Raw genomic sequence first — 13,203 nt, 5'->3', positions numbered from 1 at the left:
GGGCGCGCGCCGCAGTGCGGTCGTAAGGCTTACGCGGGCCTGACGCAGAGGTCTGATATGAGGCGGGGGCGCCACGCCGCCGCCTCAATCCGAGCCTTTCGTGACAAAGTGTTTCGTTCAATCGCCATTCAGCTGGCCGCGCGTCTGATGCGCGCCAGCACCTCAACAACAAGAGCAAGCAAGCAAGCCATGCGTGGGACCAACAAGGCCTTCCTCTGTTTTCTCCTGCCCTTCCTACTCCTTGCCGCGGGCGCGCCGGATGCCGCGCGCGCCCAGCAGCAGGAAAAGCGCATCGCGCTCGTGGTCGGCAACGGCGCCTACGCCAAGTCGCCGCTGGCGACGACTGCGAACGATGCCGGTCTGATCGCACAGACGCTGCAGGCGGCGGGCTTCGACGTCGTCGGCGCGCGCGATCTCGACGGCGACACGCTGCGCAAGAGCTTTCGCGATTTCATCCAGAAGGCGCAGGCCTCGGGGCCCGGCACCGTCGCGATGATCTATCTTGCCGGCTACGGCGTGCAGCTTGCCGGCGAGAACTATTTCATCCCGGTCGATTCCAACATCACCCGCGACACCGACATTCCGACCGAAGGCCTGCGCATCAGCGACTACGTCCGCCAGCTCGCGTCCATTCCGCTCAAGGCCAACATCGTGGTGCTCGACGCGGCCCGCGCGCAGCCCTTCATCGAGGGTGGCCAGCCGATCGCGAGCGGACTGGCGCTGGTCGAGCCCGACCCGAACATGCTGATCGCCTTCAACGCCGCGCCGGGCACGGTGGCGCCGGAAGAGCCGGGGCCGTACGGCATCTACGCGCAGTCGCTGGCCGAGATGATCCGCACCGGCGGCCTGCCGCTGCCCGAGGTGTTCGACCGCGTTCGCCTGCGCGTCAACGAGGCCTCGAAGGGCGCGCAGGTGCCCTGGAACGAGCAGAAGATATCGGCGCCATTCTCATTCTTCGAGCGCGGCCCCGATGCGCCGCCGCCGGAGTCCGCACCCGACCAGGTTGCCGCGATCCGCAACAAGCCGATCCGCGATCTCGGCGTGCAGGACGCCTATGCGGCTGCGCTCGAACGCGACACGCTGCCGGCCTACGAGGAATTTCTCGCCGCTTATCCCGGTGATCCGCTCTCCAAGCGCGTGATGGCGATCGTCGCGGCGCGCCGCGAAGCGATCACCTGGCGGCGGACTTATCGCAACGACACGCCGGAAGCCTACTGGTCGTATCTGCGGCGTTATCCGCGCGGCCCGCACGCGGGCGATGCGCGCCGTCGTCTCGCCATCCTCACCGCGCCGGCCGAGCCGCCGCCGAGCTTTGCGATGATCGACTACGACGTGCCGCCGCCGCCGCCGGAGGAGGTGGTCTATGTCGACCGTCCCGTGCTGTATTTCAGCGACCCTGATTTTGGCTTCGCGCCGCCACCGCCGCCGCCGGTCTATTATCTGCCGCCGCCGCCGCCCGACTTCGTCGTGCTGCCGCCGCCGCTGCCCGTGGTCGGCCTGTTCGTGCTGCCGCAGCCGGTGTTCGTGCCGATCCCGGTGTTCGTCAGGCCGCCGGTCTATGTCGCCCCGCCGCCGAACAACATCATCTACCAGAACATCCACAACACCACGGTCATCAACACCGTGATCAACCGCCCGCCGGCCCCGCCGCCGGCGGGGGCAGGGCCCGCAGGGCCGGGAGCTGGACCTGGTAATCTCGCCCCGGCAGTGTCCGGCCGTGCCAATCAGGTGGGCCCCGCCGTGCCGCAGGCGGTCGCGCAGCGCGCCGCCCTGATCCAGCAGGGCAAGGCGCCGATGCCGCCGAGCGCGACGATTCAGCCGACGGCGAGGCCCGGCGTGCCGCCGGGGACGCCCGCCAATGTCGCGCCGACCGCCGCGCCATCCGCTGCGCCAACGGCCCGGCTGCCCCAGGCCAATACACTGCCGGTTCCCGGCGCCCATGGCGGCCCGCCGACGCCGCCAGCCGGGGCGGGGACTCTGCCGGGCGGCAGGCCTTTGCCACCGACGGCAACTGCACCCGGCGCGACCCCGCCGACGCATCCGGGGACGCCGACCACCGCTGCTCCTGGCACAACACTGCCCGGTCGTCCCGGCGCGCCAACGGCTGCCGCTCCGGCGACCGCCGCGCCGACCGCGACAAATCCGGCTGCGGTGCCCGGCCAACCGCCGAAGCCGCCGGTGGCTCAGACCCCGCCCGGGGCCGGACCTTCCGATCGCGCCAAGTCCGCAACCCGCGAGCCGGCCAGCTCGCCGCCTGCTGCGGGCGCGCCCGGAGCGCCTCCCGGCGTCGCGGGACGGCCGGTTACGCCGCCGCCCTCGGCCGCGCGCGAGCCGGTCAGGCCGCAGAATGCGCCTTCGGCCGCCCCGACGCAGGTCGGCCGGCCGTCGGCACCGCCGCCGACACGGCCCCAGGCCGTGGCGAGGCCGACGCCTCCGCCGCCCGCGGCCGTCGCACGCCAGCACCGCCGCCGCATGCCGCGCCTCCGCCGGTCCGCGCGGCTCCTCCGGTTGCCGTCGCGCGGCCGGCCCCGCCGATGGCGCGGCCGGCACCTCCGCCGATGGCGCGGCCCGCGCCGCCGCCGGTCGCCCGGCCGGCGCCCCCACCGCCGCCCAGGATGGCGGTTGCACCACCGCCCCCGCCGCGTCCGGCGGCACCGCCGCCGCGCCCTGCGGCGCCACCGCCGGCGGCCAAGAAGTGCCCACCGAACCAGCCGAGATGCTAGGGACGTAGCGGGGTCTTTACGGAAAGGGGCCTCGCGCGGGCGAAAACCGCCCCCGAAAGGCCCTTATTTCCTTGCTTCTGGCCGAAATCGCGCTATACACCGCGCCATCTCACACGGAAGCATGGCTCTCAAGGCCGTCCGGTGGCAGCCGGGGCGACAACGCTCCGTTTTGCTCACACGCTTCCGGAGGAACCAACCGGAGAATTAGAACGATGGCACTGCCCGATTTCACTATGCGTCAGCTGCTCGAAGCTGGCGTGCACTTTGGTCACCAGTCTCACCGCTGGAATCCGAAAATGGCTCCGTTCATTTTCGGCGCCCGCAACAACATCCACATCGTCGATCTCGCCCAGACCGTGCCGCTGCTGCACAACGCGTTGCAGGCGGTCAGCGACACCGTCGCCAAGGGCGGCCGCATCCTGTTCGTCGGCACCAAGCGCCAGGCGCAGGACGGCGTCGCGGACGCTGCCAAGCGCTGTGCGCAGTACTTCGTCAACTCGCGCTGGCTCGGCGGCACGCTGACCAACTGGAAGACGATCTCGGCTTCGATCAAGCGCCTGCGCCATCTCGACGACGTGCTCTCCGGCGGCGACGCCAGCTCCTACACCAAGAAGGAGCGCCTGACGCTGCAGCGCGAGCGCGACAAGCTCGACCGTTCGCTCGGCGGCATCAAGGACATGGGCGGTCTGCCCGACCTGATCTTCGTGATCGACACCAACAAGGAAGACATCGCGATCCAGGAAGCCCAGCGGCTCAACATCCCGGTTGCCGCGATCGTCGACACCAATTCGGATCCGAAGGGCATCACCTATGTGGTCCCGGGCAATGACGACGCCGGCCGCGCGATCGCGCTGTATTGCGACTTGATCGCGCGTGCGGCGATCGATGGCATCTCGCGCGCCCAGGGCGATTCCGGCATCGACGTCGGCGCCTCGGCTCGTCCGCTCGCCGAAGAACTGCCGGCGGCGTCCTCGAGCGGCTTCCAGGGCCTTGCAGGTCCCCGCGGCACCGCCGACGACCTCAAGAAGCTCCCGGGCGTGTCGGGTGCGATCGAGAAGAAGTTCAACGACCTCGGCATCTTCCACTTCTGGCAGCTCGCCGAGCTCGACCACGACACCGCGCACACGATCGGCGAAGAAGTCGGTCTGCCCAGCCGCGCGGATGCCTGGGTGGCCAAGGCCAAGGCGCTGACCGCGGAAGCGGAATAGTCAAAAAGAGCGATGGGTTGGCCGGATATAAGTCCGGCCACCATTTCAGTTGACGCGAAATTCCTGAGATGGACCGCGGCGAGGGCTATGTGATGCCACGCCGCGGCGAACCGGCAGGCAAGAAGGATTTTCAACGATGGCAACGATCACAGCTGCGATGGTCAAGGACCTGCGCGAGTCGACCGGCGCGGGCATGATGGACTGCAAGGCCGCGCTCACCGAGACCGGCGGCGACATGGAAGCGGCGCAGGACTGGCTGCGCAAGAAGGGCCTGTCGAAGGCCGCCAAGAAGTCCGGCCGCGTCGCCGCGGAAGGCCTGATCGGCGCGCTCACCAAGGGCACCAAGGGCGTCGTGGTCGAGGTCAACTCCGAGACCGACTTCGTCGCGCGCAACGGCCAGTTCCAGGGCCTCGTCAAGATGGTCGCCCAGGTCGCATTCGACGTCGGCGCCGATGTCGAGAAGATCAAGGCCGCCAAGGTCGGCGACGTCACGGTCGAAGCCGCAATCAATGATGCGATCGCCACCATCGGCGAGAACATGACGCTGCGCCGCGCAGCTTCGCTCGAAGTGAGCCAGGGCGTGGTGTCGAGCTACGTCCACGGCGCCGTCGTCGAGGGTGCCGGCAAGATGGGCGTGATCGTCGCGCTGGAATCGCCGGGCAAGGCCGACGAACTCGCGACCCTCGGCCGCCAGATCGCGATGCATGTCGCGGCCGCCAACCCGCTCGCGCTCGATCCGTCCGGCCTCGATCCGGCGGTGGTCAAGCGCGAGAAGGACGTGCTCGCCGACAAATATCGCCAGCAGGGCAAGCCCGAGAACGTGATCGAAAAGATCGTCGAGTCCGGCCTCAAGACCTACTACAAGGAAGTCTGCCTGCTCGAGCAGGCCTTCATCCACGATACCGGCAAGTCGGTGGCGCAGGCGGTGAAGGAAGCCGAAGGCAAGGTCGGCGGCGCGGTGAAGATCGCGGGCTTCGTGCGCTATGCTCTCGGTGAGGGAATCGAGAAGCAGGAAAGCGACTTCGCGGCCGAGGTCGCAGCGGCCAGCGGCAAGAAGTAAGCGCCGGAACGTTCCTTCCGGCGTGCCGCCGGAAGCGGCGCCCGGACAAGGAAGGTGCTCATGACTGATCCGGTCTATCGTCGCGTCGTGATCAAGCTGTCAGGCGAATATCTCGCGGGACAGCAGGGATTTGGCATCGACCAGCCGACCGTCGACCGGGTTGCGGACGATCTGATCGCGGCTCGCCAGCTCGGATGCGAGGTGGCGGTCGTGATCGGCGGCGGCAACATGGTGCGCGGCGTCGAGGTGTCCTCGCGCGGCGTCTCCCGCACGACCGGCGACACCATGGGCATGCTTGCCACCATGATGAACTGCCTCGCGCTCGAATCGGCGATCGAGCGCAAGGGCACGCCGGCGCGCACGCTGTCGGCCTTCGTCATGCCTGAGATTTCCGAGCTGTTCACCCGTACCGCGGCGCACAAATACCTCGCCGAAGGCCGGATCGTGCTGCTCGGCGGCGGAACCGGCAATCCGTTCTTCACCACCGACACGACCGCAGTGCTACGCGCCGCCGAGATCGGCGCCCAGGTCGTGCTGAAGGCGACCAATGTCGACGGCGTCTACTCGGCCGACCCGAAGAAGGATCCGACCGCCACGCGGTTCGACCGCCTGACGCATTCCCAAGCGATCGAGGGCGGCTACAAGGTGATGGATGCGACCGCCTTCGCGCTTGCCCGCGAGACGTCGCTGCCTATCATCGTATTCTCGATCGCGGAGCCGGGGTCGATCGGCGCCATGCTGCGCGGCGTCGGCCACGGAACCATCGTCGCCGGCTGACGGCTCATCTGGCGTGCCCCGACGGAGGGGCGCGGAGAGGTCGCCGGGATTTTGAAGGAGAAACGTGATGTCCACGGGTAATTTCGACCTCAACGAAGTCAAGCGCCGCATGCAGGGCGCCGTCGCCTCGCTCAAGCACGAGCTTGGCGGCCTGCGCACCGGCCGCGCCTCGGCCTCGATGCTCGACCCGGTGCAGGTCGAAGCTTACGGCAGCCACATGCCGCTCAACCAGCTCGCCACCGTCAGCGTGCCGGAGCCGCGCCTGATCTCGGTGCAGGTATGGGACAAGTCGATGGTCAAGGCGGTGGAGAAGGCGATCGTCGATTCCAATCTCGGCCTGTCGCCCGCGACCGAAGGCCAGGTGCTGCGCCTTCGCATTCCCGAGCTCAACGAGGAGCGCCGCAAGGAGCTGGTGAAGGTCGCGCACAAATACGCCGAAGCCGCCAAGGTCGCTGCGCGCCACGTCCGCCGCGACGGCCTCGACGTTCTCAAGAAGCTCGAGAAGAATCACGAGATGTCGGAGGACGATCAGAAGCGTCACGCCGACGAGGTGCAGAAGGCGACCGACGGCACCATCTCCGAGATCGACCAGTTGCTGGCCGCCAAGGAAAAAGAAATCCTCACCGTTTAAGGCATCGCCTTCATGTCCAACGCAGCCGCGCCAGCAACGGAAGGACCCGATCGGTCCGACGCGCCTGCGCATGTCGCCATCATCATGGATGGCAACGGGCGCTGGGCGGCCGCGCGCGGTCTGCCGCGTGCGGAGGGGCATCGCCGCGGCGTCGAAGCCTTGCGCCGCGTGGTGCGTGCCTCGCACGAGCTCGGCATCCGCTATCTCACCATCTTCTCCTTCTCTTCGGAGAATTGGTCGCGCCCGGCGAGCGAGATCGGCGATCTCTTCGGTCTGCTCCGCCGCTTCATCCGCAACGATCTGGCGAGCCTGCATCGCGACGGCGTCAAGGTTCGCATCATCGGCAAGCGCGACGGGCTCGAGGGCGACATCTGCGCGCTCCTCAACGAGGCCGAGGAACTGACGCGCGACAACACGCGCCTGACGCTGGTGGTCGCCTTCAATTACGGATCGCGGCAGGAGATCGCGAAAGCCGCGCAGAAGCTCGCGCGGGAAGTCGCCGACGGCAAGCGCGATCCTGATACGATCGATGCCGAGACGCTCGGCGCGCATCTCGATGCGCCCGACATTCCAGATCCCGATCTCATCATCCGCACCAGCGGCGAGCAGCGGCTCTCCAACTTCCTGATGTGGCAGGCCGCCTATAGCGAGCTCGTCTTCGTGCCGATCCACTGGCCCGATTTCGACAAGGCGGCGCTGGAAGGCGCGATCGCCGAATTTGCCAGGCGCGAGCGCCGTTTCGGCGGCCTGGTCGCGAAAACCGCCTCGTGAGCGAACCCGACGCCACATCGGCGGGCACCAAGCCAGCCCCGAGCAATCTGGTGATGCGAGTCCTCGCAGCGCTGGTGCTGGCGCCGCTGACCATTGCGATCGCTTACGCCGGCGGCTGGCTGTGGGCGCTTCTCGTCACCCTGGTGTCGATCGGGCTGTTCGCGGAATGGCTGATGGTGGTGGGCGCAGGCTCGGCCGCGCTGGCCGGGGCAGGGACGGTCGTCATCGCCGCGATGGGCGCCTCCGTCGCTTTCGGCGCACTCAAGACCTCCGTCGTCACCGGCCTCATCGGCGGCGCGATCGTGACGGTGATCGCGCGCGGCAAGTTCGTCTGGGCAGCAACCGGCTTTGCCTATGCGTCGGCGGCGCTGCTGGCCTCGATCCTGGTGCGGAAGGATCTCGTCAACGGTTTCTCCGCCCTGATGTTCGTGCTGCTGGTGGTATGGGCGACCGATATCGGCGGCTATTTTGCCGGACGCAGCATCGGCGGACCGAAGCTGTGGCCGCGCGTGAGCCCGAAGAAGACCTGGTCCGGAGCGCTCGGCGGTTTTGCGGCAAGCCTTGTAGTGGCCGCGGGCTTTGCCGCTTGCGGAATCGGGAAGGCGGTTCCACTTCTGCTCGTCAGCGCGATCCTGTCGGTGGTGTCGCAACTCGGGGATCTCTTCGAATCCGCGGTGAAGCGGCGCTTCGGTGTCAAGGATTCCAGTCACTTAATTCCCGGCCATGGCGGGCTACTGGACCGTCTGGACGGTTTTGTCGCGGCCATCCTGATGGCATGGATTATCGGCTTTCTCCGCCATGGTGTGCATAGCGCCGGAAGCGGTCTTATGGTTTGGTGAGGACATGAGCGCGGTTCCATTGCGTAACAACAAGGCTGCGGCGTCGACCGTCCGCAGCGTCACGGTTCTCGGCGCCACCGGCTCGATCGGCGACAGCACGATGGATCTGCTGCGCGCCTCGCCCGAGCGCTACCGCGTCGAGGCCCTGACGGCGAACGGCAATGTCGAAGCGCTGGCCAAGCTCGCCAAGGAATTTTCCGCGCGCTTCGTCGCGATCGCCGACACATCCAAGCTTGCCGAGCTCAAGGCCGCTCTGGCGGGCACGAGCACCGAATGCGGCGCCGGCGAAAGCGCGGTGATCGAAGCCGGCGCGCGTCCGGCCGATTGGGTGATGGCCGCCGTGAGCGGCGCCGCCGGACTGAAGCCGGCATTGGCGGCCGTCGATCGCGGCGCACATGTCGCGCTGGCCAACAAGGAATGTCTCGTCTGCGCCGGCGATTTCTTCATGCAGCGCGCGGCGAAGGCGGGCGCCTGTATTTTGCCGGCCGATTCCGAGCACAACGCGCTGTTTCAGGCGCTGGCATCGGGCAATCGCGACGAGCTCGTCCGCGTCATCATCACCGCCTCGGGCGGCCCGTTCCGGACATGGAAGCCGGCCGACATCGAGCAGGCCACGCTCGAACAAGCCCTGAAGCATCCGAACTGGAGCATGGGCCAGAAGATCACGATCGATTCCGCCTCGATGATGAACAAGGGCCTCGAGGTGATCGAGGCGTCCTATCTGTTTGCGCTTGCGCCCGACGAGATCGACGTCCTGGTGCATCCGCAGTCGATCATCCACGGCATGGTCGAGTTCTCGGACTGCTCGGTGGTGGCCCAGCTCGGCGCCCCCGACATGCGCACGCCGATCGCGCACTGCCTCGGCTGGCCCGATCGCATCAAGGGGCCGGCGGCCAAGCTGGATCTCGCCAAGATCGGCCAGCTCACCTTCGAGGCGCCGGATTTCGAGCGCTTCCCCGGACTTCGGCTGGCTTTCGATGCGCTCCGGACCGGGAAGGGGGCGACCACCGTCTACAACGCCGCTAATGAGGTCGCGGTCGCCGCCTTCATCGCCGGCAAGATCCGGTTCGGCGCGATCGCCCGGCTGGTCGAGGCGACGCTGGACGACTGGATCCGCACCGGGAACCAGGCTCCGCTGACGTCAGCCGACGATGCAATCTCTGTTGACCATGTTGCGCGAAATAGGGCTGCCGCCCTATTGCCTCAAATTGCCTTAAAGGCATCCTAGATGGTTCGGGCCAGGGCCTTGCGGCGCTGGATGAGGGAATTCGATGATCGACTTTTTCGTCCATAGTTTCAATACGTTGAGCCATGGGCTCCTCGGTTATGCGGTTCCCTTCCTGTTCGTCCTGACGATCGTCGTGTTCTTCCATGAGCTCGGCCATTTTCTGGTCGCACGCTGGGCAGGCGTTCGCGTCTTAACCTTTTCCCTCGGCTTCGGACCTGAGCTGGTCGGTTTCAACGACCGTCATGGCACCCGCTGGAAGATCTCGGCGATTCCGCTCGGCGGCTACGTCAAGTTCTTCGGCGACGAGAGCGAGGCCTCGACCCCGTCGGCAGAGGCGCTGGCGGCCATGACCGCCGAGGAACGTGCCGGCAGCTTCCACCACAAGAAGGTCGGCCCGCGCGCCGCCATCGTCGCGGCCGGCCCGATCGCCAATTTCATCCTGGGCGCGCTGATCTTCGCCGGCATGGCGCTGTATTACGGCAAGCCGAGCACGATCGCGCGTGTCGACGGTGTCGTCGCCGACGGCGCTGCGGCCGCGGCCGGCTTCAAGATCGGCGACGTGGTCGTGCAGATCGACGGCAAGCCGATCGAGAGTTTTGCCGACATGCAGCGAATCGTTGCGATGAACGCGGGTTCGGCGCTTGCCTTCCAGGTCAAGCGCGACGGAGCCATCGTCTCCCTGACCGCAACGCCGGCGCTGCTGGAGCGCAAGGATCCGTTCGGCAATAGCCATCGCCTCGGTGTGCTCGGGGTCGAGCACAAATCGCCGGCGGGTGAGGCCTCGACTGCGCCGGTCGGCGTCGGCGAAGCGCTCAAGATCGGGGTCGAGCAGGTCTGGTTCATCATCACCAGCACCTTCAAGTTCCTGGGCTCGCTGTTCGTCGGAAACGGCAATCCCAACGAGGTCAGCGGCGTTCTCGGCATCGCGAAGATGTCGGGGCAGGCGGCCAGCGCCGGGTTCCAGTTCGTGATCAATCTGTGTGCGGTGCTGTCGGTGTCGATCGGCCTGCTGAACCTGTTCCCGATCCCGCTGCTCGATGGCGGCCACCTTATGTTCTACGCGGCCGAGGTGGTCCGTGGCCGGCCCTTGTCGGAACGGACCCAGGAGATGGGGTTCCGAATCGGGCTCGGATTGGTGCTGATGCTGATGGTGTTTGCCACCTACAACGACATCCTGCGGATGGCCGCTTCCTGATAGGGGCTTTTTTGTGGCGTTGCTGTTGAGCAACGTCTTGGAATGAAATTGAAATTACGGTGTCTGCTGCCGTTTGCGGCACCGATGAAATTGGCTACAAGCGGCTTCGAACTTGGGGAATCTCCCAGACCGGCTTTGGGGTTGGGTCTGGTACTGATAAGGGCGCGTTGCGCAATGAAGTTTGGACTGCGACTCCGGGGGGGCTTGCTCGCAACCCTGATCATGTTCGGCGCGCCGGTGGTTGCCCCGGTTGGGGCTGTTTTTGTCTCTTCGTCTGCGCTTGCTCAGACCGTTCAGTCGATTTCCGTCGAAGGGAATCGCCGCGTCGAGGTGGAGACGATCCGCTCCTATTTCAAGCCGGGCCCGGGTGGCCGCCTGGATCAGGGCGCCATCGATGACGGCCTCAAGGCGCTGATCGAGACCGGCCTGTTCCAGGACGTGCGAATCAATCGCGGCGCCGGCGGCCAGATCGTCGTCTCCGTGGTGGAAAACCCGGTGATTGGTCGCATTGCCTTCGAGGGCAACAAGAAGATCAAGGACGAGCAGCTCACCGCTGAAGTCCAGTCCAAGGCGCGCGGCACCTTCTCCCGCGCCATGGTGCAGTCCGACACGCTGCGAATCGCCGAAATCTACCGCCGCTCCGGCCGCTACGACGTGCGTGTCACGCCTGAAGTCATCGAGCAGCCGAACAACCGCGTTGACCTCATCTTCACGGTCGAGGAGGGCGCCAAGACCGGCGTCAAGTCGATCGAGTTCGTCGGCAACGTGGCGTTCTCGTCCTACCGCCTGCGGGACGTCATCAAGACGCGCGAATCGAACCTGCTGAGCTTCCTTGGCAGCGGCGACATCTACGATCCCGACCGCGTCGAGGCCGACCGCGATCTGATCCGCCGCTTCTACCTCAAGAACGGCTTTGCCGACGTCCAGGTTGTCGCGGCGCTCACCGAATACGATCCGGAGAAGAAGGGCTTCAACGTCACCTTCAAGATCGAGGAAGGGTCGCAGTACCGCGTCAGCACCGTCGACTTCCGCTCGTCCATTCCGAACTTCGATCCGACCACGATGCGTGCCTATTCGCGCATCAATGTCGGCTCGCTCTATAATGTCGAATCGGTCGAGAAGTCGGTCGAGGAAATGCAGATCGAGGCATCGCGCCGCGGTTATGCCTTCGCCGTGGTCCGCCCCGGTGGCGATCGCAACTTCGAGGCGCACACCGTCTCCGTCGTGTTCAACATCGACGAAGGCCCGCGCACCTATATCGAGCGCATCAATATCCGCGGCAACAGCCGCACGCGCGACTACGTGATCCGGCGCGAGTTCGACATCTCCGAGGGTGATGCGTACAACCGCGCGCTGGTTGACCGTGCCGAGCGCCGCCTCAAGAACCTCGACTACTTCAAGACCGTGAAGATCACGACGGAGCCGGGCTCCTCCAGCGACCGCGTGGTCCTGATCGTCGATCTCGACGAGAAATCGACCGGCGACTTCTCGGTCTCGGGCGGTTACTCGACGACCGACGGCGCGCTCGCCGAAGTCTCGATCTCCGAGCGCAACCTGCTCGGCCGCGGCCTGTTCGCCAAGGCGTCGGTGACCTACGGCCAGTATGCGCGCGGCTATTCGCTGTCGTTCGTCGAGCCGTATCTGCTCGACTACCGCGTGGCGCTCGGCCTCGACCTCTATCAGCGCCAGCAGCTCTCCAACAGCTACATCTCCTACGGCACCAAGACGCTCGGCTTCTCGCCGCGTCTCGGCTTCTCCTTGCGCGAAGATCTGTCGCTCCAGCTGCGTTACTCGGTCTACCAGCAGGAAATCACGCTGCCGAGCTACCTGGCGAACTGTAACAATGACCCGCTCTCCTCGGCGTTCAACCCGAGCCCGGCCTTCTCCAACGCAACTGGTACCCCCCTTGCCGCTTCGACCAACGGTTTGGGCTGCTACAACGATGGCGAAGCCTCGCTGCCGGTGCGCAAGGAGCTGGCGAACGGCAAGACCCTGACCTCGGCGCTCGGCTACACGCTGACCTACAACACGCTGGACAACAACAAGAACCCGACCGACGGTCTGCTCGTCGACTTCCGTCAGGATTTCGCCGGCGTCGGCGGCGACGTCTCCTATCTGAAGACCGTGGCGGACGGAAAGTACTACGCCCCGCTGGTGTCCGACATCGTCGGCCTCGTCCATCTCCAGGGCGGCATCCTGACCAAGGTCAACAAGGACCTGCGGATGCTCGACCAGTTCCAGATGGGCCCGAACCTCGTCCGCGGCTTTGCCCCGAACGGCATCGGCCCGCGCGACTTGAACCCCTTCGGTACGCAGGACGCGCTCGGCGGCACCAAGTATTGGGGCGCCTCGTTCGAACTGCAGATGCCGTTCTGGTTCCTGCCGAAGGAAGTGGGCCTGAAGGGCGCGGTCTATGCCGATGCTGGCGGCCTGTATGACTATAAGGGGCCGACGAGCTGGACGGTGACCAACGAAGTCAACGCGCCGGGCTGTATCCCATCGACCATCAATCCGTCATCCACGGGAACCTGTACGGGTCTCGTCTATGACGACAGCAAGGTGATCCGCTCGTCGGTCGGTGTCGGCCTGATCTGGCAGTCGCCGTTCGGTCCGCTGCGCTTCGACTACGCCGTGCCGCTCAGCAAGGGCAAGTATGACCGCACGCAGGAATTCCGGTTCGGCGGCGGCACCTCGTTCTAATTCGATCAGCAGGGCATGATCCGGCCGCCTGGGAGTTCCCTGGGGCCGGTTCTTCCAAAAAGATCGTGCTC

9 protein-coding genes and 1 pseudogene are annotated in these 13,203 nt (G+C 66.3%); all 10 read left to right on the top strand.

Translation table 11 applies throughout. The features are described from left to right. Positions 1-189 precede the first annotated feature (189 nt). The 10 genes and pseudogenes from I3J27_RS20650 to bamA all read left to right on the top strand — a co-directional run bounded on the left by I3J27_RS20650 (position 190) and on the right by bamA (position 13,132). Positions 190-2,723: pseudogene (locus tag I3J27_RS20650) on the top strand (caspase family protein). A 212-nt stretch (positions 2,724-2,935) separates the two neighbouring features. Then, on the top strand, positions 2,936-3,931 hold the full coding sequence (locus I3J27_RS20645) for a 30S ribosomal protein S2 (RefSeq protein WP_270160285.1): 996 nt from the start codon (positions 2,936-2,938) through the stop codon (positions 3,929-3,931). Between the two features lie 136 nt (positions 3,932-4,067). After that, positions 4,068-4,991, top strand: coding sequence for a translation elongation factor Ts (tsf, locus tag I3J27_RS20640; RefSeq protein WP_270160284.1), 924 nt, complete (start codon positions 4,068-4,070; stop codon positions 4,989-4,991). A 60-nt stretch (positions 4,992-5,051) separates the two neighbouring features. Then, positions 5,052-5,768, top strand: a complete 717-nt coding sequence (gene pyrH, locus I3J27_RS20635) for a UMP kinase (protein WP_270160283.1) — start codon at positions 5,052-5,054, stop codon at positions 5,766-5,768. A gap of 67 nt (positions 5,769-5,835) precedes the next feature. Beyond that, a complete protein-coding gene (gene frr / locus I3J27_RS20630) occupies positions 5,836-6,399 on the top strand; it encodes a ribosome recycling factor (RefSeq protein ID WP_270160282.1) in 564 nt (187 codons plus the stop codon). Positions 6,400-6,411: 12 nt separating this feature from the next. Further along, positions 6,412-7,170: an isoprenyl transferase gene (locus tag I3J27_RS20625; RefSeq protein ID WP_270160281.1), complete on the top strand. Its 759-nt coding sequence runs from the start codon at positions 6,412-6,414 to the stop codon at positions 7,168-7,170. Further along, positions 7,167-8,009 carry a phosphatidate cytidylyltransferase gene (locus I3J27_RS20620; protein WP_270160280.1) on the top strand — a complete coding sequence of 281 codons (843 nt, stop codon included), beginning with the start codon at positions 7,167-7,169 and terminating at the stop codon, positions 8,007-8,009. Before I3J27_RS20625 ends, I3J27_RS20620 begins: the two co-directional genes overlap by 4 nt. 4 nt (positions 8,010-8,013) lie before the next feature. Further along, positions 8,014-9,237, top strand: coding sequence for a 1-deoxy-D-xylulose-5-phosphate reductoisomerase (gene dxr / locus I3J27_RS20615; RefSeq protein WP_270160279.1), 1,224 nt, complete (start codon positions 8,014-8,016; stop codon positions 9,235-9,237). 43 nt (positions 9,238-9,280) lie between these two features. Next, positions 9,281-10,432, top strand: a complete 1,152-nt coding sequence (rseP, locus tag I3J27_RS20610) for an RIP metalloprotease RseP (RefSeq protein ID WP_270160278.1) — start codon at positions 9,281-9,283, stop codon at positions 10,430-10,432. Between the two features lie 174 nt (positions 10,433-10,606). After that, on the top strand, positions 10,607-13,132 hold the full coding sequence (bamA, locus tag I3J27_RS20605; protein ID WP_270160277.1) for an outer membrane protein assembly factor BamA: 2,526 nt from the start codon (positions 10,607-10,609) through the stop codon (positions 13,130-13,132). Positions 13,133-13,203 lie beyond the last annotated feature (71 nt).

This window comes from Bradyrhizobium xenonodulans, assembly GCF_027594865.1.
GTDB lineage: Bacteria > Pseudomonadota > Alphaproteobacteria > Rhizobiales > Xanthobacteraceae > Bradyrhizobium > Bradyrhizobium xenonodulans.
Note: the sequence above shows the minus strand (reverse complement) of the source record. Positions and strands in the feature narration are given on the sequence as shown.

Bases quoted from the DNA above. Each gene is read 5' to 3' on its own strand.
- rseP (WP_270160278.1), top strand. From the start codon at position 9,281: ATGATCGACTTTTTCGTCCATAGTTTCAATACGTTGAGCCATGGGCTC.
- pyrH (WP_270160283.1), top strand. From the start codon at position 5,052: ATGACTGATCCGGTCTATCGTCGCGTCGTGATCAAGCTGTCAGGCGAA.
- frr (WP_270160282.1), top strand. From the start codon at position 5,836: ATGTCCACGGGTAATTTCGACCTCAACGAAGTCAAGCGCCGCATGCAG.
- dxr (WP_270160279.1), top strand. From the start codon at position 8,014: ATGAGCGCGGTTCCATTGCGTAACAACAAGGCTGCGGCGTCGACCGTC.
- I3J27_RS20645 (WP_270160285.1), top strand. From the start codon at position 2,936: ATGGCACTGCCCGATTTCACTATGCGTCAGCTGCTCGAAGCTGGCGTG.
- tsf (WP_270160284.1), top strand. From the start codon at position 4,068: ATGGCAACGATCACAGCTGCGATGGTCAAGGACCTGCGCGAGTCGACC.
- bamA (WP_270160277.1), top strand. From the start codon at position 10,607: ATGAAGTTTGGACTGCGACTCCGGGGGGGCTTGCTCGCAACCCTGATC.
- I3J27_RS20625 (WP_270160281.1), top strand. From the start codon at position 6,412: ATGTCCAACGCAGCCGCGCCAGCAACGGAAGGACCCGATCGGTCCGAC.